The organism is Rhizobium sp. BK275, assembly GCF_014193555.1.
GTDB lineage: Bacteria > Pseudomonadota > Alphaproteobacteria > Rhizobiales > Rhizobiaceae > Rhizobium.
Window position 1 is genome coordinate 223,977 of record NZ_JACHZL010000006.1, and the last position, 22,198, is coordinate 246,174.

Below are 22,198 nucleotides of genomic sequence, written 5' to 3' on the forward strand. Positions count from 1 at the left end.
CCTCGGCTACCCTATCATGTCGGAATTACTGTCAACCGATCCCGAATTGAACCGAATGCCGACGGATGAGGACCTCGGTCGCCTTCAGTTCACGACCTTGCTCTATTATCTGCAATGCACGAATCCGGACAATGGATTGGTTCGCGACAAGACACAGGCGGGCGCACCGGCGAGCATCGCCGCCATCGGCATGGCTCTTGCGACCATTCCTGTCATAGTGGAGCGCGGAGTCGTCATTCGCGAGTTTGCCGCCAAGATCGCCCGACGCCGCTTGGAATTCCTGATGTCCTGCCACCAGGGGCCGGAACCTGATGCGTCCGGCTACAAGGGTTTCTTCTACCATTTCCTCGACATTGAGACGGGGCGACGGGTCTGGCAATGCGAATTGTCAACGATCGACTCGGCTTTCCTGTTCGCCGGCGCTCTGACCGTCGCAGCCTATTTCGATGCAGACACCGAGGACGAGGCGAAGGTTCGCGCACTTGCCAAATCGCTGTATGAGCGAGTGGACTGGAATTGGGCTCGCGACCACGGGGCTACGCTCACCCATGGTTGGCGACCGGAAAGCGGATTCATTCCATATCGGTGGCGCGGCTATGACGAAGGCCTGCTTCTTTACATTCTCGGACTAGGCTCACCGAGCCACCCTCTGCCGCCTGAAAGCTTCACGGCCTATACGGAGAGCTACGAATGGCGGAATATCTTCGGACGTGAATTGCTCTATTCCGGTCCGCTCTTCACGCACCAGCTTTCACATATGTGGATCGATTTTCGTGAAATTCGCGATAAATTCATGCGCGGGCACGACAGCGACTATTTCCAGAACAGCCGGCACGCCACGTTCGTTCAGCAGGGATACGCCATTCGCAACCCGCTGAACTTTAAAGGCTACGGCGAACATTGCTGGGGTTTCACGGCAAGCGATGGGCCTGGCTGGATCAAGCGAAACATAGACGGCGTCGATAGGGAATTCTTCGACTACGTCGCCCGGGGCGCTCCCTATGGACCGGATGATGGAACGGTATCCCCCTGGGTTGTGGTTGCCTCGCTGCCATTTGCGCCGGAAATCGTCATCCCGACCGTGCGAAACTTTGCCCGCATGAAACTGGGCATGACGCGACTTTACGGGTTTAGGCCGTCGTTCAACCAGACATATACGACTGGCGACAACAACGACGGATGGTGGGTCAGCCCCTACCATTTCGGGATCGACCAAGGTCCCGTCGTCCTGATGATCGAAAACTACCGAACCGGCTTGCTGTGGAACATCATGCGTCGATGCGAGCCGGTGGTGGTCGGACTAAGACGAGCAGGGTTTTCAGGCGGCTGGTTATGATGGTCGTGCCGAATCCGCCCCAACTTCCTGACACACAACCGGCTAGCGCACAGCACTGCAGACGACCTGAGGTTTCAAAGAACCAAGCTGCGTGACAGTCAGGCTTTCTGTTTTTGATCGATCCACCTCCAGGAACCGTCCGAAACATATTCCAGAACGGCATCATAGGATGAGCGCGGGGCACCCGGCTCGGCGAAGTTGACGCACGCGATCCTTCTTTCGGCCAGGAGCCCGAGGATAGCGGTCAGAAGTTCGTGACCGAAGATGGCGTCGGCTTTTTCCAGAATAATGTATGACGGAGTGGCTATGATCGCGCTTGCAAGTGCGACGAGCTGTTGTTCACGCGGCGACAGCAACGTGGACCAGTCTTGCTCGCTGTCCAGATCGCTGGGTGTCAAACCGCGTGCAAGGCCGAGATTCCTCAGCAAAGCGAGGATTTGGTCATCCGTTTCCTCTATCGAGCGCTCCGCCGGCGCCAGGATCTGGCGCAGGGTTCCCGGACCCGAATAGGCCCGCTGACCGAGAAACCGCACATGTTGACGGGGTGGGATGACGATGCGCCCGGTCCCTGACGGATTAAGTTCTGCCGTGGCCCGGAATAAAGCGGTGGCCGCGGCCTCACTTTCTCCAGCAACGATCACTCGCGTATCTGTCGGGATGAGAACCGACAAATCCTTTACCAATGCCTCTCCTGTCGGCGACCTCAGCGTCAGATGTTCATAGCTAAGGCTCCCCTCAGCCTCGACGAGTTCGAGACTGATGTCTGCTGGGCTGCTGGGCTCCTCGATCGCTTCCAAAAGGGAACTGAGACGCGCCACGACGGTCGCGAAATTCGAGATCGAGTTGAATTGTGCGACGATGAATGAGAACGCACCGACAAGCATGGCAAAGGCCGCCGCCGACTGCGTGATGACACCAAATTCCATGTCACCGCGCATGAACGCGGGTGCGATGATAACGACAGGAATGATCTGTATCATCCAATTGTAGCCGGTGGTGAAGAAACCAACATTGCGATTGATGCCAATTATCCGCCTGAAGTTTGCAGCGACGCTATCAAACTGCTTGAGGAGCCGATCTATGTGGCGTAGCTCGGAGCCCCCGATCATGATCGATTCCGTATTTTCGCGAACACGGATCAGCTCGGACCGGAAGGCCGCTTCGCGATCGAGCTGGTTATAGTTCAGGTCGATCAAAGGTCGTCCCAACATGATCGTCATAAACGACCCGAAGGCCGCGTAGATAACCGCCGTAAAGAAGAGAAGCGGACTGATCAGCCACAACACGCTCGAAAAGGTGAAGACCGTCAATACGCTGCTGAGCAGCATAAGCAGAAAGGAGAGCGTCGTCGTCGTGAACGCTTTGACATCCTCAGCGATCCGCTGATCAGGATAGGAAACTTTACCCTGAATGCCGAGCCGGTGGAACGTACCGTCGGTCATATAAACGCTGATTGCACGACGGGTGAGGTGTTCTCGCCAAAGCAAAGCCAGTCGTTCTTCGGCGAAGCGGGCAATCACCGATACGACCGTCGAAGCAGCAAAAGCGCCAGAGTAGAGGATCGCCTGGCGAACAAATTCGGCAGTCTGCCTTTCAGCGATCGCAGTCATGAAATGCCGGCCGACGAAACTGTTGACGACATTCAGAGCACTGATACCGGCAAAAAGAGCGATCAGCGATGCGAGAAGGAACCCGGCTCGTCCACCGACATCGGATGTCATGAACAATTTGATCGCGTGGATGAACCGCGTCGCCGTCAACTTGAGCGGAATTTGCTGCTGGCCCATAGTTGCCTCCAACTTATGCTTGGACGAACTATAGCGCGAAAAACGTGCGACAGAGAACGGCGCGCGAGCGGATGAGCCAGCCTTCTCCATGGCGGGCTCCCAACCGGGATATGACTCCTAAACGATCGATCCTGCGCAACGCAAGACGCGTTGCATCTATCTGCTATTTTCGCGGATCGAGCAGGCCGAAAGCGGCGCAAACAGCGCTCCGGCACAACCTAGTGCGAATTGGCGAGCGCTAATAAATTTCTTGCGTATGATATCCATAGATTCACCCTCTTTTGATTCTTGAAACCGCCCTTTTGGTCCGCCTTGATCAATTTTTGTAATTTATATTGATTGATTGGTTCATTTTGTGAACTTATTGTCGAGGCGAAATCACAAGCAGTAGGATCAGGAATTTTAATGTTCAACTCATCGCAGCGCGAGCTTCTGCGGGTCATAAGCGAGTCCGGTCCCCTCAGCCGGACCGATCTCGCATCTGCGATCGGGCTGAGCAAAGCGGCGATGAGCGGCATTGCCCGCGAGTTGATCGATCGCGGCGTTCTACATGAAACGGAAACGGTCTACGGCCAGGGCCGCCCCTCCGTCCTGCTCGACCTGAAGCCGGAATGCGCCTTCTTCATCGGCATATCGCTTCTGGAAGATCCTGCGCCGATGATCCTCAGCGATCTTAACGGCAATATCATCGCCCGCCAGCAGTTGCCCTATTCCCGCGATCCCAAGGTCATCGCCAATGCCATCACCTCCAGCCTGCCGGAAATCCTGAAGGGCCAAACGCAGGCAAGCTCGAAGCTAGCCGGCATCGGCGTGGCGCTGTCGGGCTTCGTCGATGAAAAGCAGGCGACCTGCGTACAATCCACCCTTCTTGGCTGGCAGGATGTGCCGCTCGCCGAAATCATCCGCCAGGCAAGTGGCGTCGATACTTTCATCGAAAACGACGCCAAGGCCGTGGCCGTCAGCGAGAAGCTCTTCGGCATTGCCCGCGACACGCCGAATTTCTCGGTCGTGTCACTGGGAGACGGTATCGGCTGCGCCCATTTCATCGACGGCAGACTCTATCGCGGCAATCATGGCGGTGCCGGCGAAATCGCCCATGCGACGATCGACCCCGGCGGCGCGCCCTGCCGCTGCGGCAAGCGCGGCTGTCTCGATACGATCGCCTCCATGAAAGCGATCAAGGAGATGACGCGGGCCGCCGGGCTAAAATGCACCTCGCTGTCGGAACTGGAAGAAGAAGCCTCGCACGGCACCGCCGAAGCGATCGCCATCATCCACAAGGCGGGCGCCGCGCTCGGGCTGGCGATCTCGCATCTGATCCAGATGAACGATCCCGGCATGATCCTCATCACCCACATCGAGGGCTCCTTCGACGGCCTGTTCGGCACGGTCGTGCAACAGGCGATCGAAGCCAATGTTCTTCCCCGTTACGCAGGCACAACGCCGATCCGCACCCGCCGCGTCGACAGCGACGTCTGGGCACGGGGCGCTGCCAGCATCGCTGCCCATAATTTTCTGATTGGTCCCAAGATAAGCTGAGGTTTCCCATGCGCATCGCCGTCGGTGGCATTCACATCGAATGCAGCACGTACAATCCCGTCCTGAACGAGGAGAAGGACTTCCGGGTGGTGCGCGGCGAGGGACTGCTGACCGCTCCATATTTTGCGTTTTTGAAGGATTACGACGCCGAATTCCTGCCGACGATCCATGCCCGCGCCATTGCCGGCGGCCCTGTCGCGCGCCACACCTACGAGGCCTTCAAGGCCGAATTCCTGGAACGCTTAAAGCCGCTTCTGCCACTCGACGGCCTCTATCTCGCCATGCACGGCGCCATGTATGTCGAAGGCATGGAGGATGCGGAAGGCGACTGGATCAGCGCTGCCCGCGCGCTCGTCGGCGACGATTGTACAGTTTCGGCAAGTTACGACCTGCACGGCAACGTCACCCAGCGCATCCTCGATGCGATCGACATGTACTCTACCTACCGCACCGCGCCGCATATCGATGTCGAGGAGACGATGCGCCGTTCGGTTTCGATGCTGGTGAAGAGCCTGAAGAGCGGTGTGAAACCCACCCTGCTTTGGGCACCGATCCCGGTCGTCCTGCCGGGCGAACGCACGAGCACCGTGGATGAACCGGCAAAGAGCCTCTATGCCGAACTGCCCGGCATCGATGCACTCGATGGCGTCTGGGATGCCTCGCTGATGGTCGGTTATGTCTGGGCCGACGAGCCCCGCGCCACCGCCGCCGCCATCATGACCGGCACGGACTGTGCCGTTCTGGAGCGTGAGGCAAAGCGTATAGCAAAGGCCTATTGGGACGTACGCGAGGAATTCGTCTTCGGCTGCGAGACCGGCTCGATCGAGGCATGCGTCACCAAGGCGATCGCTAGCCCGACCGGCCCCGTCGTGCTTGCCGAATCCGGCGACAACCCGACCGGCGGCGGTGTGGGCGATCGTGCCGACGTCCTTGCCGAACTGATCGCTAAGGGCGCCACCGGCGTTGTCTTCGCCGGCATTGCCGACAAGGCGGCAACGGAAGCCTGCTATGCGGCCAACGTCGGCGCTACGCTGGACCTGACCGTCGGCGCCTCGCTCGATACCAAGGGCAGCAAGCCGGTGACGGGACGCTTCACGGTGAAGTTCCTGCACGAAACCGGCGACGCAGCCGATCGGCAGGCCGTCGTTTCCATCGGCGGCATCGATCTGGTGCTCTCCGCCAAGCGCCGCCCCTATCACAACATCGTCGATTTTACCCGCCTCGGTCTTGATCCGCGCACGGCAAAGATCGTCGTCGTCAAGTCGGGTTATCTCTCGCCGGAACTCGCACCGATCGCCAATCCCAACCTCATGGCGCTCTCGGTCGGTGTCGTCGACCAGTTCGTCGAGCGCCTGCCGCGCCTGCGCAAGCAGCACCCGACCTATCCTTTCGACAAGGATTTCGGCTTCGAGCCGCAAGCTTTCCTATCGGCACGCTCCGCGAACCGCTGAGGTTTGATAGGCGAACCAATTGATTTTTGGTACCGCACGTTTGTCTAGCGTGCAGTTCTCATCAAAACGTGTGCGTACCTTTGGATCTGTCGCAAATATAGGCCATACGATCAATAAACAGGCAGATATTTATTTGCACAAAAAAGCGCTTGACGATCCGCTGGATTTGGTTTGCATTGAACCAATATTAAATTGGTTCAGCCAATCATGGACGATACGCAAGGCAATTCGAACTACGCGCTGGAGAAGCTGAGGGCTCTCCTGCAGTCGGATAGTCTCGATGCCGATGGCAAGCTGCCAACCGAACGTACGCTCTCCGAAATCCTCGGCGTCAGCCGCCGCTCGATCCGTCGCGCGCTGGAAGTGCTGGAGGCCGAGGGTCGCATCTGGCGCCGGCAAGGCTCCGGCACCTTTGCCGGCAAGCGGCCGGACGGTTGGAGCAACCATGTCGATTCCATCGTCGCCGACACCGATCTCATGGAAATCATGGAAGTGCGCCTGCGCGTTGAACCTCAGCTTGCACAACTTGCTGCTATGCGCGCCAAGGTAGCCGATGTCGAGCGGATGTATGATCTGGTGAAGAAGATCTATGAAAGCACGGATGCCGACGGCCGCGAACTCTGGGATGGCGCGCTGCATCGCCAGATCGCCCAATGCGCCGGCAACACATTCTTCCTCATGATCTTCGACGTCATCAACCGCGTGCGCCAGGACGAAGCCTGGCAGGCGATCCGCGAGCGCGCCCGCAGCGCCAGCCGCACGCGCGAAGTCACCCATGGCCAGCACACAGCCATCGTCGATGCTATCGCCGCCCGCGATCCGGGAAAAGCCGGCGAAGCCATGCGCCAGCACCTGCTGACGCTGCAGGAAAGCCTCATCCGCATTACCTCTCTCGACCACAGCGAGACGGAGGTCGAGAAGGAACCCACCTGAGCGGGGAAACGGCACGGCGGAGATAACCGACGGCTCGACACGACAATCGTGAAACAAAAACATAACAGAGGAGAATGAAATGAAATTCGCCAGATTGCTGACATCAGCCGCAGCGGTAGCGCTTTTTGCGCTTCCCGCTGTCGCGACCGAACTGAAAATCGGCCTGCAGGACGATGCCGACGTGCTCGATCCCGCGCAGTCGCGCACCTTCGTCGGTCGCATCGTCTATACCGCGATGTGCGACAAGCTCGTCGATGTCTCGCCCGACCTGAAGATCGTGCCGCAGCTTGCGACCGAATGGAACTGGTCGGCTGACGGCAAGGCACTCACCATGAAGCTTCGCCAGGGCGTGAAGTTCCAGGACGAGACACCCTTCAACGCCGAAGCCGTCGTCGCCACCATCGAGCGCAACATGACCCTGCCGGAATCGCGTCGCAAGAGCGAGCTGAGCTCCGTCGAGAAGGTCGAGGCGTCAGGCGAATATGAAGTCAAGTTCACGCTGAAGAGCCCAGATGTCACCCTGCTGGCCCAACTTTCCGACCGTGCGGGCATGATCGTCTCGCCGAAGGCCGCAAAGGAACTCGGCGCGAAGTTCGGCGACCATCCCGTCTGCGCCGGCCCCTTCAAATTCGTCGAACGCGTCCAGCAGGACCGTATCGTACTCGAAAAGTTCCAGGACTACTGGAACAAAGACAATGTCTTCATCGACAAGCTTACCTATCTGCCGATCCCGGATTCGACCGTACGCCTCGCCAACCTGCGCTCCGGCGATCTCGATATGATCGAACGCCTGGCTGCCACCGACGCCGAGACGGTCAAGAGCGACCCGAACCTCGTCTACAAGGATGTCGTCAATACCGGCTGGCTCGGCATCTACACCAATGTCGGCAATGGCGTGCGCGCCGACAACCCGATGGGCAAGGACAAGCGCCTGCGCCAGGCCTTCTCGTTGGCAATCGACCGCGATGCCGCCATGCAGATCGTCTTCGAAGGCACCGGCGTTGCCGGCAACCAGCCCTTCCCGCCGAGCAGCCCGTGGTTCGACAAGAATGTTCCGGTTCCGGCCCGCGACGTCGAAAAAGCCAAGGCCCTCGTCAAGGCGGCAGGCTTCGACCGCATTCCGGTTGAAATGCAGGTGTCGAACAGCCCGGTGGTCATGCAGATGATGCAGATCATCCAGTCCATGGTCGCCGAAGCCGGCTTCGACCTGACCCTGAAGACAACGGAATTTGCCACCCTGCTCAACGAGCAGACCGCCGGCAACTATCAGCTCAGCCGCTCCGACTGGTCCGGCCGAGTCGATCCTGACGGCAATATCCAGCAGTTCGTCACCTGCGGCGCCGGCCTGAACGACAGCAAATATTGCAATGCCGATGTCGACAAGTTGCTGAACGAGGCTCGCCAGTCCCCTGACGATTCCGTGCGCAAGCAGAAATACGATGCCGCAACCACGATCCTCAATGACGATTTGCCGATCATCTTCCTCGGCCACCAGTCCTGGATCTGGGCGCTGCACAAGAACATCACCGGCTTCGTTGCTTCGCCCGACGGCATGATCCGCCTCGTCGGCGTGAAGAAGGAAGGCTGATAGCCGCACGCTTCAGGAACGCGGCGATCCTCGCCGCGTTCCGCTGATGGTATCGGAGCGCCCATGTACAGGTTCATCGCCAAGCGGCTGCTGGTCGCCATTCCAACTCTGCTGATCATTTCGGTCTTCGTCTTCTCCCTGCAGAAACTTCTGCCGGGCGATCCGGTCCTAGCCATGGCCGGCGAAGAGCGCGATCCGCAGGTGCTGGAATTCCTGCGGGAAAAATATCACCTCAACGATCCCGTCCCCTACCAGTATTTCTACTGGCTGGGCTCGGCCCTGAAGGGCGATCTCGGCATTTCGCTGCGCACCAACCAGCCGGTTCTCGAACTGGTGGCCGAGAAACTACCGGTTACCGTCCAGCTCGCCATCATGTCGATGATCTTCGCCTTCGTCATCGGCGTGCCGATGGGCATCCTGGCGGCTGTCAAGAAAAATACGATCATCGATTATCTCGCCAACATCATCGCATTATCCGGCCTGTCGATCCCGAATTTCTGGCTCGGCATCATGCTGATCCTGCTGATCTCGGTGAACCTCGGCTGGCTTCCAGCCTCGGGTTACGAGCCCTTCTTCTCCAATCCGCTGCGCTCGATCGAGACCATGCTGATGCCCTCCTTCGTGCTCGGCAACGCGCTTGCCGCCACGCTGATGCGCCACACCCGCTCGGCGATGTTGAGCGTCTTGAGCGCCGACTACATCCGTACCGCCCGTGCCAAGGGGCTTCCGGAAAGCTCCGTCGTGCTGGAACACAGCTTCCGCAACGCGGTCCTGCCGATCGTCACACTGACCGCTCTGCTTTTTGGCGAACTTCTCGCCGGCGCAGTTCTCACGGAGCAGATTTTCACCATTCCAGGCTTTGGAAAGCTCATCGTCGATGCCGTCTTCAACCGCGATTACGCTGTCGTCCAGGGGGTCGTCATCTGCACGGCGATCGGCTTCATCCTGATGAACCTCGTGGCCGATGTGCTCTACGTTCTCCTCAATCCGCGCATGAGGGCTTCGCTATGACCGCAATCGATCAAGTCGTTGCCGCACCCATCGCCTCAACCGAGCAGCGTGCGCCGAGCCGCGCCTGGCGCAAGCTCAAAGCTAACAAGGGCGCGCTCGTCGGCCTCGCCATCATCGCCTTCTTCGCCATCCTTGCCATCATCGCGCCACTCCTGCCGCTCCCCGATCCGAATGCCACGAGTTGGTCGATGATCCGCAAGGCACCGTCAGCGGCCCATTGGCTCGGCACCGACGACATTGGCCGCGATATTCTCTCCCGCATGATCTGGGGCGCGCAGGCCTCGCTGATGGCCGGCGTCTTTTCCGTGGCGATCGCCGTTCTCATCGGCGTGCCCTTCGGCCTGATCTCAGGCTATTTCGGCGGCTGGATCGACATGATCATCTCCCGCATCACCGAAGCCTTCCTCGCAATGCCTTTCCTGATCACCGCGATTGCGCTTGCCGCCTTCCTCGGTCCGAGCCTCAGCAACGCGATGATCGCGATCGGCCTTTCGGCAATGCCTATCTTCGTGCGGTTGACGCGTGGCCAGGTACTGGCGGTCAAGACAGAGGAATATATCGAAGGCGCGCGCTCCATCGGTCTTCGCCATTTCAGCATCATCACCCGTTACATCCTGCCGAATGTTTTCGCACCTATCCTCGTGCAGGCGACGCTGACGATCGCGACCGCCATCATCGCCGAAGCCAGCCTCTCCTTCCTCGGCCTCGGCCAACAACCGCCCGCGCCGAGCTGGGGCTCGATGCTGAACGTCGCCAAGAATTTTCTCAGCCAGGCGCCCTGGATGGCGATGTGGCCGGGCATTGCCATCTTCCTCGTCGTTATCGGTTTCAATCTCTTGGGCGACGGCCTGCGCGATGCGCTCGATCCGCGCGAAGCATGACTCTTCGAAAGGACATATGAAATGACCGCATTTACGACCCGCCCCGAAATTCTGGGCACGTTCGGCGTCGTCACCTCAACGCACTGGATCGCCTCGGCGGTCGGCATGAGCATCCTGGAAAAAGGCGGCAATGCCTTCGATGCGGCGGTTGCGACCGGCTTCACCTTGCAGATCTTGGAGCCGCACCTCGTCGGTCCCGGTGGAGACATGCCGGCAATCATCTATTCGAAGAAAAAGGACAAGGTCGAGGTCATCTGCGCGCAGGGTCCTGCTCCCGCAGGAGCCACCATCGAACACTATACGTCTGAGGGCCTAAAACTCATCCCGGGCGACGGCCTGCTCGCAACCGTCATTCCCGGTTCCTTCGACGGCTGGATGCTGATGCTGCGCGACTACGGCAGGATGAGTGTGCGCGACGTGCTCGAGCCGGCGATCTACTACGCCGAAAACGGCCATCCGCTGCTGCCCCGCGTTTCGGCCACCATCAAGGGGCTTGCCGAATTCTTCGAAAAGGAATGGCCGACCTCCTACGACACCTGGGTGCCGGGAGGCTCTGTTCCGGAGCCGAATTCCAACTTCAAGAACCCGGTTCTGGCCGAGACCTGGAAGCGCATCATCTCCGAGGCGGAAGCAAAGCAAAACCGCGAGGCGCAGATCGAAGCCGCCCGAGACGCCTTCTATCGCGGCTTCGTCGCCGAGAAGATCGCAGACTATCTAAAAAACGCGGAAGTGATGGATGCAAGCGGCAGCCGGCATAAGGCAGTGCTGACGGCGGATGACATGGCGAACTGGTCGGCAACGATCGAGGAGCCGCAGACCTACGACTATCACGGCTGGACGGTCGCCAAGATCGGCCCCTGGGGCCAAGGTCCGGTCTTCCTGCAGACCCTGTCGATCCTCAAGGGCATGGACATCGCCGCAATGGCGCCTGATGGCGCCGACTTCGTCCATACCGTGACCGAAGCCATGAAGCTCGCCTTCGCCGATCGAGAGGTCTACTACGGTGATCCCAAATTCGGCGAGGTGCCGCTCGATCAGCTTCTGTCAGACACCTACGCCGCCGTCCGCCGCAAACTCATTACGAACGAAGCATCCTTCGACCTGCGTCCCGGAAAACTGGCGGGCTTCGAGCAGCAATATGACGTAACGATGGAGATGCTCGGCGCAGATTCCAAGACAGGCGCAGTCTACGAGCCGACCATGGCGCATCTGACGGAAAAGCGCGGCGACACCGTCCATATCGATGTCATCGACCGCGAAGGCAACATGGTCTCGGTCACGCCCTCAGGCGGCTGGCTGCAGTCCTCGCCGATCATTCCGGGCCTTGGCTTCTGCCTGAATTCGCGTGCCCAGATGTTCTGGCTGAGGCCCGGCCTGCCGACGTCGCTCACTCCCGGCAAGCGCCCGCGCACGACGCTGACACCTTCGCTCGCCCTTTACGAAGGCCGCCCGACACTTGCCTTCGGCACGCCGGGCGGCGATCAGCAGGAACAGTGGCAGCTCTCCTTCTTCCTGCGCTATGTCCATCACAAGATGAACCTGCAGGCGGCGATCGACCAGCCGCTCTTCCACACCTCGCATTTCCCCGGCTCCTTCTATCCGCGCACGCGTGAACCCGGCGGCCTGATGGTGGAAGGCAATTTCAGGATCGATGTGCTCGATAACCTGCGCGCCCGCGGCCACGCGCTCACCGTCTCCGAGCCCTGGACCATTGGTCGCCTAACGGCTGCCCGCCGCGATACCGATGGATTGCTGCGCGCCGCAGCCACGCCGCGCCTGATGCAGGCCTACGCGATTGGGAGGTAAGTATGACCTGGTCCATGGTCGCCCGCGATCCCCAGACTGGTTATCTCGGCATAGCCGTCGCCACCCGTTTCTTTGCGGTCGGCGGGCTGGTGCCGCATATCCGCGGCGGCATCGGTGCGGTCGCCACTCAGGCTTTCGTCAGCCCACTCTACGGCACGGATGGCCTTGTCCTGCTTGCCGGCGGCAAGGCGCCGGATGAGATCATCGCCGAACTGACCAGTCGCGACGCCGGTCGCGACCAGCGCCAGTTTCACCTGATCGATGCCGCCGGCCGCAACGCTGCTTTTACCGGCACGAAATGCATCGACTGGGCCGGTCATCTGGTGGACGACAACATCTCCGTCGCCGGCAACATGCTGGCTGGTCCCGAGGTCGTCGCTCAGACGCTTGCCGCCTACAAGAAGGCGATGGACAAGCCCTTCATCGCGCGCCTGCTCGAAGCCATGCAGGCCGGCGAGGATGCCGGCGGCGACAAGCGCGGCAAACAGTCCGCCGCCCTCCTCGTCCACCGCGACCAGGATTATCCCTGGCTCAGCATCCGCGCGGACGATCATCCCGATCCGCTCGCCGAACTGCACCGTCTCTATGCCGTAGCGCAGGAGCGCTACATGCATGTTGCCGAGACCATGGCTACGAAAGCCAATCCTGACGGAATGATTGACAGGCGCGAGATCGATGAAAAGATCGCAGCGCTGGAAGCCGCGCGCATTGCGGAAGGGCGGCCATCGGCCTCCTTCGCTACGCCTTTGAAGACCTGAAAGCCCGACCATCCGGTATAAAAAAGAATAAGGGAACGAAATGAGTGATCAGCCTGCAGCATCCGTCTCTCCGGTTCTTTCCGTCCGGAACCTGACGACCTCCTTCCTCGCCGACGGTGAATGGAAATCCGTCGTCCGCAACGTCTCCTTCGATGTCATGCCGGGGGAAACGGTAGCCATCGTCGGCGAGAGCGGTTCGGGCAAGAGCGTCACCTCGCTCTCCATCATGCGCCTGCTTGCCAAAGGCTCGAGCCGTGTCGAAGGCAGCATCACGCTCAATGGCCGTGACATCCTTTCGCTCTCCGACAGCGATATGCGCGCGGTCCGCGGCAAGGAGGCAGCCATGATCTTCCAGGAGCCGATGACCAGCCTGAACCCGATCTTCACCATCGGCAGGCAAATTTCCGAAGCGCTCACCTGCCATGGTGATATCAGCAGGGCTGACGCGCGGGCTGAAACCATCCGCCTTCTGGAGAAGGTCCGCATTCCCAATGCCGCCTCCCGCTTCGACGAATATCCGCACCAGTTTTCCGGCGGCATGCGCCAGCGCGTGATGATCGCCATGGCGCTCGCATCGCGGCCGAAGCTTTTGATCGCCGACGAGCCGACCACCGCGCTCGACGTGACGATTCAGGGCCAAATCCTCGATCTCATCAAGGTGCTGCAGGAAGAGGAGGGCATGTCCGTTCTCTTCATCACCCATGACATGGGCGTGGTCGCCGAGATCGCCGATCGCACCATCGTCATGTATCGCGGCGAGGCGGTCGAAACCGGTATGACGGATGATATCTTCAACCGCGGTAAGCACCCTTATACGCGTGCTTTGCTTTCCGCCGTGCCGCGTCTCGGCTCGATGGACGGGCAAAAATGGCCTTTGCGCTTTCCCGTTATAGATACGGCGACGGGCGAGCGCAGTGAACCAGTGGAGGTGGCCGACACCATCGACCGTCGCAAGACGCCGATCCTTGAGGTGAAGAACCTCGTCACCCGCTTCGATATTCGCGGTGGCCTCCTGGGCCGCAGGACAGGCGCTATTCATGCCGTCGAGAATGTCTCCTTCAACCTCTTCCAAGGCGAGACATTGGCGCTCGTTGGCGAATCCGGCTGCGGCAAGTCCACGACCGGCCGTTCGATCACCCGCCTGGTGCAGCCGAATGGCGGCTCCGTCAACCTTGACGGCTATGACGTGCTGAACCTCGATGCGACCAGACTGCGCAACATGCGCCGCAGCATCCAGATGATCTTCCAGGATCCTTTCGCGAGCCTCAATCCGCGCATGACGGTGGGAGCAGCCGTTGCCGAACCTTTCATCGAACACGGGCTGGGCACCCGAGCCCAGGCGCGCGACAAGGCCGCGGACCTGCTCGAACGCGTCGGCTTGAAGCCGGACATGATGAAGCGTTACCCGCATGAGTTTTCCGGCGGCCAGCGTCAGCGCATCTGCATCGCCCGCGCTCTTGCGCTCGACCCGAAAGTGATCGTTGCGGATGAAAGCGTCTCGGCTCTCGATGTCTCGATCAAGGCGCAGGTCTGCAATCTCCTTATGGACCTGCAGCAGAGCCTCAACCTCGCCTTCCTCTTCATCTCCCACGATATGGCTGTTGTCGAACGCGTCAGTCACCGCGTCGCGGTTATGTATCTGGGTGAAATCGTCGAAATCGGCCCGCGTGAAGAACTCTTCCGCAACCCGCAGCATCCCTACACCAAGAAACTCATGGCGGCGGTTCCCATACCGGATCCCGCCCGCCGCGGCATCCGCCGCAATCTCGGCACCGACGAACTGAAAAGCCCTGTCCGCCCCGTGGGTTACGTGCCTCCGAAGCGTCAGTTCCGCGAGGTCGTGACGGGCCATATGGTGCGGATGGAGGAAGCCGCCTGAGCCAGTCCAGCAGGTTCAACCGACAGCTTGAGAATGGTAGATATTGCGCGAGACGAACCGCATCCGCGGGGTGCGGTTTAATCCCTTTTGCTGCATCGCTTATATCATTTATTCCAGATATTATTTCACTGGGAATTATTAACGCCAATTGCCGGCGTTTGTGTTCTCTTATCCTTGCGAATCAAAAAGGTTTGATTTGCCTGGGGGCAGCCACCATGTTGAAGCATGGGGCGATATAACAGTTGGGCAGGAGCACATGCTGCAACGGATTGAAGACATTGATGCCGCGCTAGTCGACAGGCTGCAGCACTCAGCGTTCAAATATTTCCTGAAATATTCCAATCCAGAAAACGGGCTTGTGCCGGATACGTCGATCCCTGGCGTGCCGGCAAGCATTGCCGCGGTCGGCTTCGGACTTTCCTCCTATCCTGTTGGCGTCGAGCGCGGCTGGATCACCCGCGCGGAAGCTGCCGAGCGCGTCTTCAACACGCTGCACTTTTTCGCCAACGCCAAACAGGGTACGGAACGCCACGCAACCGGGCATCGCGGCTTCTTCTACCACTTCCTGCACGTGAATACCGGCAACCGCGCCTGGAACAGCGAGCTTTCGACCATCGATACCGCTCTGCTCGTCGCCGGCATTCTGACCGCCGCGCAATATTTCGACGGCGAGGATGAAACCGAGACCGAGATCCGCGCGCTCGCAAAATTCATCTACGAGCGCGTCGACTGGCGCTGGGCGTTGAACAAGGGCGACACTATCTCGATGGGCTGGAAGCCTTCTTCCGGTTTCCTGCGCTGGCGCTACCATGGCTTCGATGAAGCGATCCTCCTCTACACGCTGGCGCTTGCGTCACCGACCTACCCGATCCCGCAATCGAGCTATGACGCCTTCACGGCAAGCTATTCGTGGATGATCTTCAACGAGCAACCCTATCTCTATGCCGGCCCGCTCTTCATCCATCTCTTCTCCCATGCCTGGATCGATTTCCGCGGCATCAAGGACAAGCCGATGGCTGAGCGGAACTGGGATTATTTCCGCAACACGCAGGTCGTCATCAACGTCCAGCGCGATTATGCGGAACGCAATCCCGGCCAGTTCGTCGGCTACAGCAAGGATATCTGGGGATTTACCGCTTGCGATGGCCCGCCGCCGACGCGGCGCATGCGCGGCGGCCGTAACCCGAAAGTGCTTGGTTATGCTGCCCGTGGCGCTCCGCTCGGTCCCGATGACGGCACGATCGCGCCCTGGGCATCACTCGCCTGCCTGCCTTACGACCGGCAGGCCGCCATCGACGGCACCAAGGCACTGCTGACCACCTATCCGAACCTGCTTCTGGAAGGCGGCTTCCCTGGCGGCTTCAACCCGACCGTCCAGACCAAGCGGCCGGAAGGCTGGGTCGATGACCGCACCGTCGCCATCGACCAGGGTCTCGTCGTCATGACGGTCGAGAACGAACGTTCCGACTTCATCTGGAAACTGATGCGCAAGAACGCGGTGATCCGCCTCGGCCTCGAGCGCGCCGGCTTCACCGGCGGCTGGCTGGCTGGCGAGGAGTCGGAAGAACTGGTTCTGAAGGCAGGCTAGAGAGCAATTCCAATAAAACTGCGCAGCGGTTTTCCTTCCGGAAGTGCGCGAAAAGAGAGACAGAGCATTTCCGCATTCGAAGAAAACGGAAATGCTCTGGACCTATCGCACGAAAACATGCGCCTTGCCGGCGATATCGAGGCGAACGAGATCGCCCCGCGCCGGCAATGCTACACTTGAGGTCTTGATCAGGATCGGCGGCAGGGCGACAGCAGCAAGCGACACCGCCACCGTGCAGGTCGCGCCGCCGAATTCCACATCCACGACACGCCCGCCATATTTCGCATTCGCCTCATCGACGACGACGCGAATCTGCTCCGGCCGCAGCATGATTTCCGCTTTGCCCTGGTGGGCTCCCTCAACCGGCACATTGCCGAGCGCACAATCGGCAAAACCATTCTTGATGATCGCCGGCAGCATCACCGCATCGCCAAGGAATAGCGCCGTCTCGCGGTCACGCGGCTTGAGATACAGCGTCTGCGGCGTGCCGGCCTGCACAAGCCTCCCCTCGCGCAAGACCGCAACCTGATCAGCAAAGGATAGGGCCTCCCCCTGATCGTGCGTCACGAGGACCGCGGTAATGCCAGCCGTCTGCAGCACGCGGGCAACCGCTTTGCGCATGTTTTCGCGAAGCCCCGTATCGAGCGCCGAAAACGGTTCGTCGAGCAGCATGAGGCGCGGCCGGCGGCCGAGCGCACGGGCAAGCGCCACGCGCTGCTGCTGACCACCCGAAAGCTGGTGCGGACGACGCTCCAGCATGCCGCGGTCGAGCTCCACCATTTCGAGAAGATCGAAGATGCGCTTTTCGCGATCCGGCGCACCGCGCTCGAATCCAAAACCGATATTCTCCGCCACACTCAGATGCGGAAAGAGCGCGCCATCCTGCGAGACGATACCGATGCCGCGCTTGTGGGCAGGCACGCAGGCCGGCCCGTCAGCCAGAACCTCGCCATCGAGTATTATCCGGCCGATGTCCGGCTGTTCGAAGCCGGCGATGATGCGCAGCAACGTCGTCTTGCCGGAGCCGGAGGGACCGACGACCGCCGTGCGGCTGCCCGCCTGCACTTCAAGCGAGATGTCCTTCAAGGCTTGAACCGGTCCGTACCGCTTGCTGATAGTGTCGATCGTAAGCAGCGTCATTGGCCGGCAGTCCGTTTCGATTGAGCATAGAGCATGAGGGTAAGCGGCAGTGACAGCACGACCATCATGAAGGCATAGGGTGCCGCCGAGACATAATCGATCTCGCTGGTCAGCGACCAGAATTTCGTCGCCAGCGTGTCAACGCCGTTCGGCGAGAGCATCAGCGTCGCCGTCAGCTCGTTGGTGATGCCGAGCGCTGCAAGCGCCAAACTGGCGGCAGCCCCTGGCGCAGCAAGGCGCATGGTGATCTGGCGCACTGCCTGTCCCGGCGTGCGGCCAAGCCCCATCGCCGCACGCTCCAACTCGACAGGAGCCTGCGCGATGCTGGCGCGCAAGCCGACCATGGCACGTGGCAGGAAGAGCAGCACATAGGCGACAAGCAACGTCGCAAACGTCTGGTAGAGCGGCAGTACGAGGCGGACGGTAATGGAAACAAGCGCCAAGGCCACGACGACACCCGGCAGCGAGCCGACATAATAGTGGCAGGCTTCGAGAATACGCTGGAAGCGGCCCGGCGCGCGCACCGAGAGCCAAGCCATGGGCGCTGCGGCAACCGTCGCCAGCACACCGCCTGCGATGGCGAGAACGATCGTCTGCGCGAAGGCACTCGCGACCTCGATGCGCCAGATGCCAAGCCCACCGAGATAGAGCCAGCGGCCAAGCGTGATCAGCGGCACGCCGAGGGTCAGCACTGCAAGGATGATCGGCAGCGCCACGGCCGGTACCACGAACCAGCCGAGCCGGCGTCGATCAGCCGGTCGCGCCGAGCCGGAGCCGACGCGCGCATAGCGCTCGTTGCCGCGCAGCAGAATCTCGAGACCAAGCAGGAACAGGCAGCAGCCGACGAGCACGCCGCCGAGCATGTTGGAAGCCGGGCTGTTATAGGAGGACTGGAACTGATCGACGATCGCAGTCGCGAACGTGTCGAAGCGGATCATCACGAACAGTCCGTATTCCGAAAGCAGATGCAGCGCGATCAGCAGCGAGCCGCCGCAGATCGCAAGGCGGAGCTGCGGCAGGATCGTCCGGAAAAAGACGCACCACGGATCGAGGCCGAGAGAGGCGGCGGCATCCTCGATCGCCGGATCGAGCCGACGTAGCGCCGCCGCGACCGGCAGATACAGAAACGGATAATAGGCAAGCACCGAAACGAAGGCGCCGCTTTGCAACCCGCGCATGCCCGGAAGCAGGCTCACCCAGGCATAGGAATGCACGAAGGCCGGCACGGCGAGCGGGGCAATGGCGAGCCACGCCCAGAGCCGCGCAAGCGGGATATCCGTCCGCTCTGTCAGCCAGGCGAGCGTGACGGCAAGGACGATCGACAGCGGAATGGTGATCGATTCCAGCAGAACCGTATTGACGAGAAGCTCGCCGACGCGCGGGCGGAAGACCAGCGTCTTCACCGTTTCCCAGCCGACGTCATAGGTCACCCAGGCAATGAAGCCGAGCGGCACGAGGCTGAAGATCGCCACGATGGATGCAAGGAGGACGACGGGAGCGTGCGGCATGCGCCCACGCGGCAAAACGATTGGCGTGGCCCCCGGCGCCACCGGCGCCTCATTGCCGGATGCGAGCAATCTGTTGTCCTGCAGCAAGGCCGATGCCTTCACACGCTGAAAAAGGAAGGCAACCGCCTTTGAAGAGCGGTTGCCGGATTTTGTCATGCCCTAAGGTTTTCTTGAGCCAAAAGCAATAGTTTTGGCCGGAAGAAGACTGCGACAGAAAAGCTTAGATGAGACCAGCGGCCGTCATCAGCTCCACGACCTTCTTGCTGTCGAGGGTCGAGGCTTCAACCTTCGGAGCGTTGAGGTCGGCAAGCGGCACCAGCTTGTCGTTGGAGGCCGCATTCTTGCCGACGGCATATTCAAAGGAATCGCCGTCCTTAAGCACCGCCTGGCCAGCCTTGCTGGTGAGGTACTTGATGAAAGCCTGGGCTTCCTTCATATGCTGCGTGGACTTCAGGATACCGCCGCCCGAAACGCTGACGAAAGCGCCCGGATCCTGGTTCTTGAAATAGTGCAGGCCGACATTCTTGCTGTTCTCGCCGGTCTTCGCCTGATCGCCGAACCAGTAATAGTGATAGATGATCGCGCCTTCGACTTCACCGGCATTGACGGCCTTCATGGCGACGCTGTTGCCCTTATAGGGGGTGGCGTTGTCCTTGAGACCCTTCAGCCAGGCCTTGGTGGCGTCTTCGCCCTTCAGCTGCAGGAAGGCGGCAACGATTGCCTGGAAGTCTGCGCCGGCAGGCGCAGCACCCCAGCGGCCCTTCCAGGCGGGATCCTGAAGGTCGAGCATCGACTTCGGCAGCTTGTCTTCCGTCAGCTTCGTCTTGTCATAGACAAAAACGGTGGTGCGGGCGGCGATGCCGGTCCACATGCCATCGGCCGGGCGGTACTGTTCCGGAACCTGATCCAGCGTATCTTTCTCGATCGGCGCGAACAGGCCGGCGCCGTCGACCAGCGACATGGCCGGCGAGTTTTCGGTCAGGAACACGTCGGCAGGCGATGCATCGCCTTCCTGGATGATCTGGTTGGCGAACTGCATGTCGCTGCCCTGACGCATGGTGACCTTGATACCGGTCTCCTTGGTGAAGGCATCGATCCATTCACGGCCGAGGCTTTCGTGCTGGGCGTTGTAAACGACGATACCTTCGGACTCCTGCGCATTGGCGCTGCCGGTGAGTGCGGTGGCGGCTAGAAGCGAAGCGGCAAGCGCGAGCGCGCTGGAAAGATGGTTAAGGGCAGTTTTCATGATGGCCTCCGTGGCGATGTCACCCGAGCAAGGGCGATGGCAGGCGTATATTTTTGTTGACTGATAATTTCAAGTTTCAGCGGCAAAAATAACATCAAAATATCTTGACTCAATCTTTCATCTTCGCGGGAATAAATTCGGATTTGAAAAAAAGCGACGCCGGTGAGGCGTCGCCTGTTGTATTCCAATGCGTTAGCCTATTCGACGTCGAATTTGACGCCCTGTGCCAGCGGTAGGGTCTTTCCGTAGTTGACGGTGTTGGTCGAGCGCCGCATGTAAGCCTTCCAGGCGTCGGAACCCGATTCACGACCGCCGCCCGTTTCCTTCTCGCCGCCAAAGGCACCGCCGATTTCCGCACCTGACGGGCCGATATTGACGTTGGCGATACCGCAATCCGAACCGCGCGACGACAGGAAGGTCTCTGCTTCACGCATATTGTTGGTGAAGATCGACGATGACAGGCCCTGCGGCACGGCATTGTGCAGCTCCAGTACGGCGTCGAAATCGCTGTACTTAATGACATAGAGGATCGGCGCGAAGGTTTCGTGCTCTACCGGGCCGGTCTGTTCCGGCATTTCGACGAGTGCTGGACGAACATAGAAGGCCTCTGCCGAACCGTTCTCGACGCGCTCGCCGCCGACGACAGCGCCGCCGGCAGCCTTTGCCTGGCCGAGGGCACTCTGCATCTTGTCGAAGGCCTGGCCATCGATCAGCGGGCCGACCAGCGTGCCGGTTTCCAGCGGGTTGCCGATCATCACCGAACCGTAGGCCTTCTTCAGCCGCGGTACGAGCTGGTCATAGACGCTCTCATGAACGAAGAGACGGCGCAGCGTCGTGCAGCGCTGGCCAGCCGTGCCCATGGCCGCGAAAGCGACACCGCGCAACGTCAGATCGAGATCGGCCGTCGGGCAGACGATCGCAGCATTATTGCCGCCGAGCTCAAGGATTGCGCGGGCAAAACGCTGCGACAGGCGCGGGCCAACGGCGCGACCCATGGCCGTGGAGCCGGTTGCCGAAACGAGCGGGACCTTCGGATGGTCGACCAGCACTTCGCCGATTTCGCGGCCGCCGATCAGCAGCGTGGAGAGATTTGCGGGAGCCTTGCCGCCTTCGGCGACGAAACGCTTCAGCGCCTTCTCGAACAGAGCCTGGACGGCAAGCGCCGTCAGCGGCGTCTTTTCCGAAGGCTTCCAGACGGTGGCATTGCCGCAAACGATGGCAAGCGCCGCATTCCACGACCAGACGGCAACCGGGAAGTTGAAAGCCGAGATGATGCCGATGGCGCCGAGCGGATGCCAGCTTTCCATCATGCGGTGCTCGGCGCGTTCGGTGGCGATCGTCAGGCCATAGAGTTGGCGGGAAAGACCGACCGCGAAATCGCAGATATCGATCATCTCCTGCACTTCGCCGAGGCCTTCGGAAGTGATCTTGCCGACTTCGATCGAAACGAGCCGGCCGAGTGCTGCCTTGGAAGAGCGCAATTCTTCGCCGAGCAGACGGATCAGCTCACCGCGCTTCGGCGCCGGAACGGCCCGCCATTCGAGGAAGGCCTTGTGGGCCGCGTCGATCGCCGCCTTGGCATCCGCAACGGAATGTTCCCTAAGCTTGCCGATTTCCTTGCCCGTGATCGGCGAGGTGACGGAAAGTGTGCCACCTGTGTAGCTGTTGGCATCGACGCCGAGATCGGCGAGCAGCTTGGCGGTTTCGGTGGCGAGATCGAGGACGGCGATGTTCATTGTCTTGGTTC

16 protein-coding genes are annotated in these 22,198 nt (G+C 60.4%); 11 read left to right on the forward strand and 5 right to left on the reverse strand.

The genetic code is table 11. The features are described from left to right. Window positions 1-16 precede the first annotated feature (16 nt). On the forward strand, window positions 17-1,336 hold the full coding sequence (locus tag FHT82_RS20065) for a glucoamylase family protein (protein ID WP_183734445.1): 1,320 nt from the start codon (window positions 17-19) through the stop codon (window positions 1,334-1,336). 98 nt (window positions 1,337-1,434) lie between these two features. Here the strand turns inward: FHT82_RS20065 and FHT82_RS20070 are convergent, their stop codons facing one another. Next, on the reverse strand, window positions 1,435-3,123 hold the full coding sequence (locus tag FHT82_RS20070; RefSeq protein WP_183734652.1) for an ABC transporter ATP-binding protein/permease: 1,689 nt from the start codon (window positions 3,121-3,123) through the stop codon (window positions 1,435-1,437). Between the two features lie 405 nt (window positions 3,124-3,528). On the opposite strand from FHT82_RS20070, the gene FHT82_RS20075 reads away from it, so the two are divergent. The 10 genes from FHT82_RS20075 (at window position 3,529) to FHT82_RS20120 (ending at window position 16,557) form a co-directional block, all read left to right on the forward strand. Further along, the gene (locus FHT82_RS20075; RefSeq protein WP_183734446.1) at window positions 3,529-4,662 is read left to right on the forward strand and encodes an ROK family transcriptional regulator; all 1,134 of its coding nucleotides are present in this window, start codon (window positions 3,529-3,531) and stop codon (window positions 4,660-4,662) included. Window positions 4,663-4,670: 8 nt separating this feature from the next. Further along, a complete protein-coding gene (locus tag FHT82_RS20080) occupies window positions 4,671-6,113 on the forward strand; it encodes a M81 family metallopeptidase (RefSeq protein ID WP_183734447.1) in 1,443 nt (480 codons plus the stop codon). A 207-nt stretch (window positions 6,114-6,320) separates the two neighbouring features. After that, window positions 6,321-7,046, forward strand: a complete 726-nt coding sequence (locus FHT82_RS20085) for a FadR/GntR family transcriptional regulator (RefSeq protein ID WP_183734448.1) — start codon at window positions 6,321-6,323, stop codon at window positions 7,044-7,046. A 79-nt stretch (window positions 7,047-7,125) separates the two neighbouring features. Beyond that, window positions 7,126-8,634 carry an ABC transporter substrate-binding protein gene (locus FHT82_RS20090; RefSeq protein WP_183734449.1) on the forward strand — a complete coding sequence of 503 codons (1,509 nt, stop codon included), beginning with the start codon at window positions 7,126-7,128 and terminating at the stop codon, window positions 8,632-8,634. Between the two features lie 63 nt (window positions 8,635-8,697). Beyond that, on the forward strand, window positions 8,698-9,645 hold the full coding sequence (locus FHT82_RS20095; RefSeq protein WP_183734450.1) for an ABC transporter permease: 948 nt from the start codon (window positions 8,698-8,700) through the stop codon (window positions 9,643-9,645). Beyond that, window positions 9,642-10,526 carry an ABC transporter permease gene (locus FHT82_RS20100; protein WP_183734451.1) on the forward strand — a complete coding sequence of 295 codons (885 nt, stop codon included), beginning with the start codon at window positions 9,642-9,644 and terminating at the stop codon, window positions 10,524-10,526. Before FHT82_RS20095 ends, FHT82_RS20100 begins: the two co-directional genes overlap by 4 nt. 21 nt (window positions 10,527-10,547) lie before the next feature. Further along, window positions 10,548-12,332 (forward strand): gamma-glutamyltransferase family protein, encoded by a 1,785-nt coding sequence (locus tag FHT82_RS20105; protein WP_183734452.1) that lies wholly within the window; start codon window positions 10,548-10,550, stop codon window positions 12,330-12,332. Window positions 12,333-12,334: 2 nt separating this feature from the next. Next, window positions 12,335-13,090: a DUF1028 domain-containing protein gene (locus tag FHT82_RS20110; RefSeq protein ID WP_183734453.1), complete on the forward strand. Its 756-nt coding sequence runs from the start codon at window positions 12,335-12,337 to the stop codon at window positions 13,088-13,090. Window positions 13,091-13,130: 40 nt separating this feature from the next. Then, window positions 13,131-14,969 (forward strand): ABC transporter ATP-binding protein, encoded by a 1,839-nt coding sequence (locus FHT82_RS20115; RefSeq protein WP_183734454.1) that lies wholly within the window; start codon window positions 13,131-13,133, stop codon window positions 14,967-14,969. 256 nt (window positions 14,970-15,225) lie between these two features. Next, the gene (locus FHT82_RS20120) at window positions 15,226-16,557 is read left to right on the forward strand and encodes a glucoamylase family protein (protein WP_183734455.1); all 1,332 of its coding nucleotides are present in this window, start codon (window positions 15,226-15,228) and stop codon (window positions 16,555-16,557) included. A gap of 102 nt (window positions 16,558-16,659) precedes the next feature. Here the strand turns inward: FHT82_RS20120 and FHT82_RS20125 are convergent, their stop codons facing one another. From FHT82_RS20125 to FHT82_RS20140, 4 genes are all read right to left on the reverse strand, one after another. Continuing rightward, window positions 16,660-17,697: an ABC transporter ATP-binding protein gene (locus FHT82_RS20125; RefSeq protein WP_183734456.1), complete on the reverse strand. Its 1,038-nt coding sequence runs from the start codon at window positions 17,695-17,697 to the stop codon at window positions 16,660-16,662. Then, entirely contained in the window at window positions 17,694-19,361 is a 1,668-nt protein-coding gene (locus FHT82_RS20130) for an iron ABC transporter permease (RefSeq protein ID WP_183734457.1), read from the reverse strand. Before FHT82_RS20130 ends, FHT82_RS20125 begins: the two co-directional genes overlap by 4 nt. A gap of 64 nt (window positions 19,362-19,425) precedes the next feature. Then, window positions 19,426-20,451: an iron ABC transporter substrate-binding protein gene (locus FHT82_RS20135; RefSeq protein WP_183734458.1), complete on the reverse strand. Its 1,026-nt coding sequence runs from the start codon at window positions 20,449-20,451 to the stop codon at window positions 19,426-19,428. A 197-nt stretch (window positions 20,452-20,648) separates the two neighbouring features. Then, window positions 20,649-22,187 (reverse strand): aldehyde dehydrogenase family protein, encoded by a 1,539-nt coding sequence (locus tag FHT82_RS20140; RefSeq protein WP_183734459.1) that lies wholly within the window; start codon window positions 22,185-22,187, stop codon window positions 20,649-20,651. Window positions 22,188-22,198: the final 11 nt, after the last annotated feature.

Excerpts from the sequence above, each read along its gene's own strand:
- FHT82_RS20065 (WP_183734445.1), top strand. The coding sequence starts at position 17 with ATGTCGGAATTACTGTCAACCGATCCCGAATTGAACCGAATGCCGACG.
- FHT82_RS20070 (WP_183734652.1), bottom strand. The coding sequence starts at position 3,123 with ATGGGCCAGCAGCAAATTCCGCTCAAGTTGACGGCGACGCGGTTCATC.
- FHT82_RS20075 (WP_183734446.1), top strand. The coding sequence starts at position 3,529 with ATGTTCAACTCATCGCAGCGCGAGCTTCTGCGGGTCATAAGCGAGTCC.
- FHT82_RS20080 (WP_183734447.1), top strand. The coding sequence starts at position 4,671 with ATGCGCATCGCCGTCGGTGGCATTCACATCGAATGCAGCACGTACAAT.
- FHT82_RS20085 (WP_183734448.1), top strand. The coding sequence starts at position 6,321 with ATGGACGATACGCAAGGCAATTCGAACTACGCGCTGGAGAAGCTGAGG.
- FHT82_RS20090 (WP_183734449.1), top strand. The coding sequence starts at position 7,126 with ATGAAATTCGCCAGATTGCTGACATCAGCCGCAGCGGTAGCGCTTTTT.
- FHT82_RS20095 (WP_183734450.1), top strand. The coding sequence starts at position 8,698 with ATGTACAGGTTCATCGCCAAGCGGCTGCTGGTCGCCATTCCAACTCTG.
- FHT82_RS20100 (WP_183734451.1), top strand. The coding sequence starts at position 9,642 with ATGACCGCAATCGATCAAGTCGTTGCCGCACCCATCGCCTCAACCGAG.
- FHT82_RS20105 (WP_183734452.1), top strand. The coding sequence starts at position 10,548 with ATGACCGCATTTACGACCCGCCCCGAAATTCTGGGCACGTTCGGCGTC.
- FHT82_RS20110 (WP_183734453.1), top strand. The coding sequence starts at position 12,335 with ATGACCTGGTCCATGGTCGCCCGCGATCCCCAGACTGGTTATCTCGGC.
- FHT82_RS20115 (WP_183734454.1), top strand. The coding sequence starts at position 13,131 with ATGAGTGATCAGCCTGCAGCATCCGTCTCTCCGGTTCTTTCCGTCCGG.
- FHT82_RS20120 (WP_183734455.1), top strand. The coding sequence starts at position 15,226 with ATGCTGCAACGGATTGAAGACATTGATGCCGCGCTAGTCGACAGGCTG.
- FHT82_RS20125 (WP_183734456.1), bottom strand. The coding sequence starts at position 17,697 with ATGACGCTGCTTACGATCGACACTATCAGCAAGCGGTACGGACCGGTT.
- FHT82_RS20130 (WP_183734457.1), bottom strand. The coding sequence starts at position 19,361 with ATGACAAAATCCGGCAACCGCTCTTCAAAGGCGGTTGCCTTCCTTTTT.
- FHT82_RS20135 (WP_183734458.1), bottom strand. The coding sequence starts at position 20,451 with ATGAAAACTGCCCTTAACCATCTTTCCAGCGCGCTCGCGCTTGCCGCT.
- FHT82_RS20140 (WP_183734459.1), bottom strand. The coding sequence starts at position 22,187 with ATGAACATCGCCGTCCTCGATCTCGCCACCGAAACCGCCAAGCTGCTC.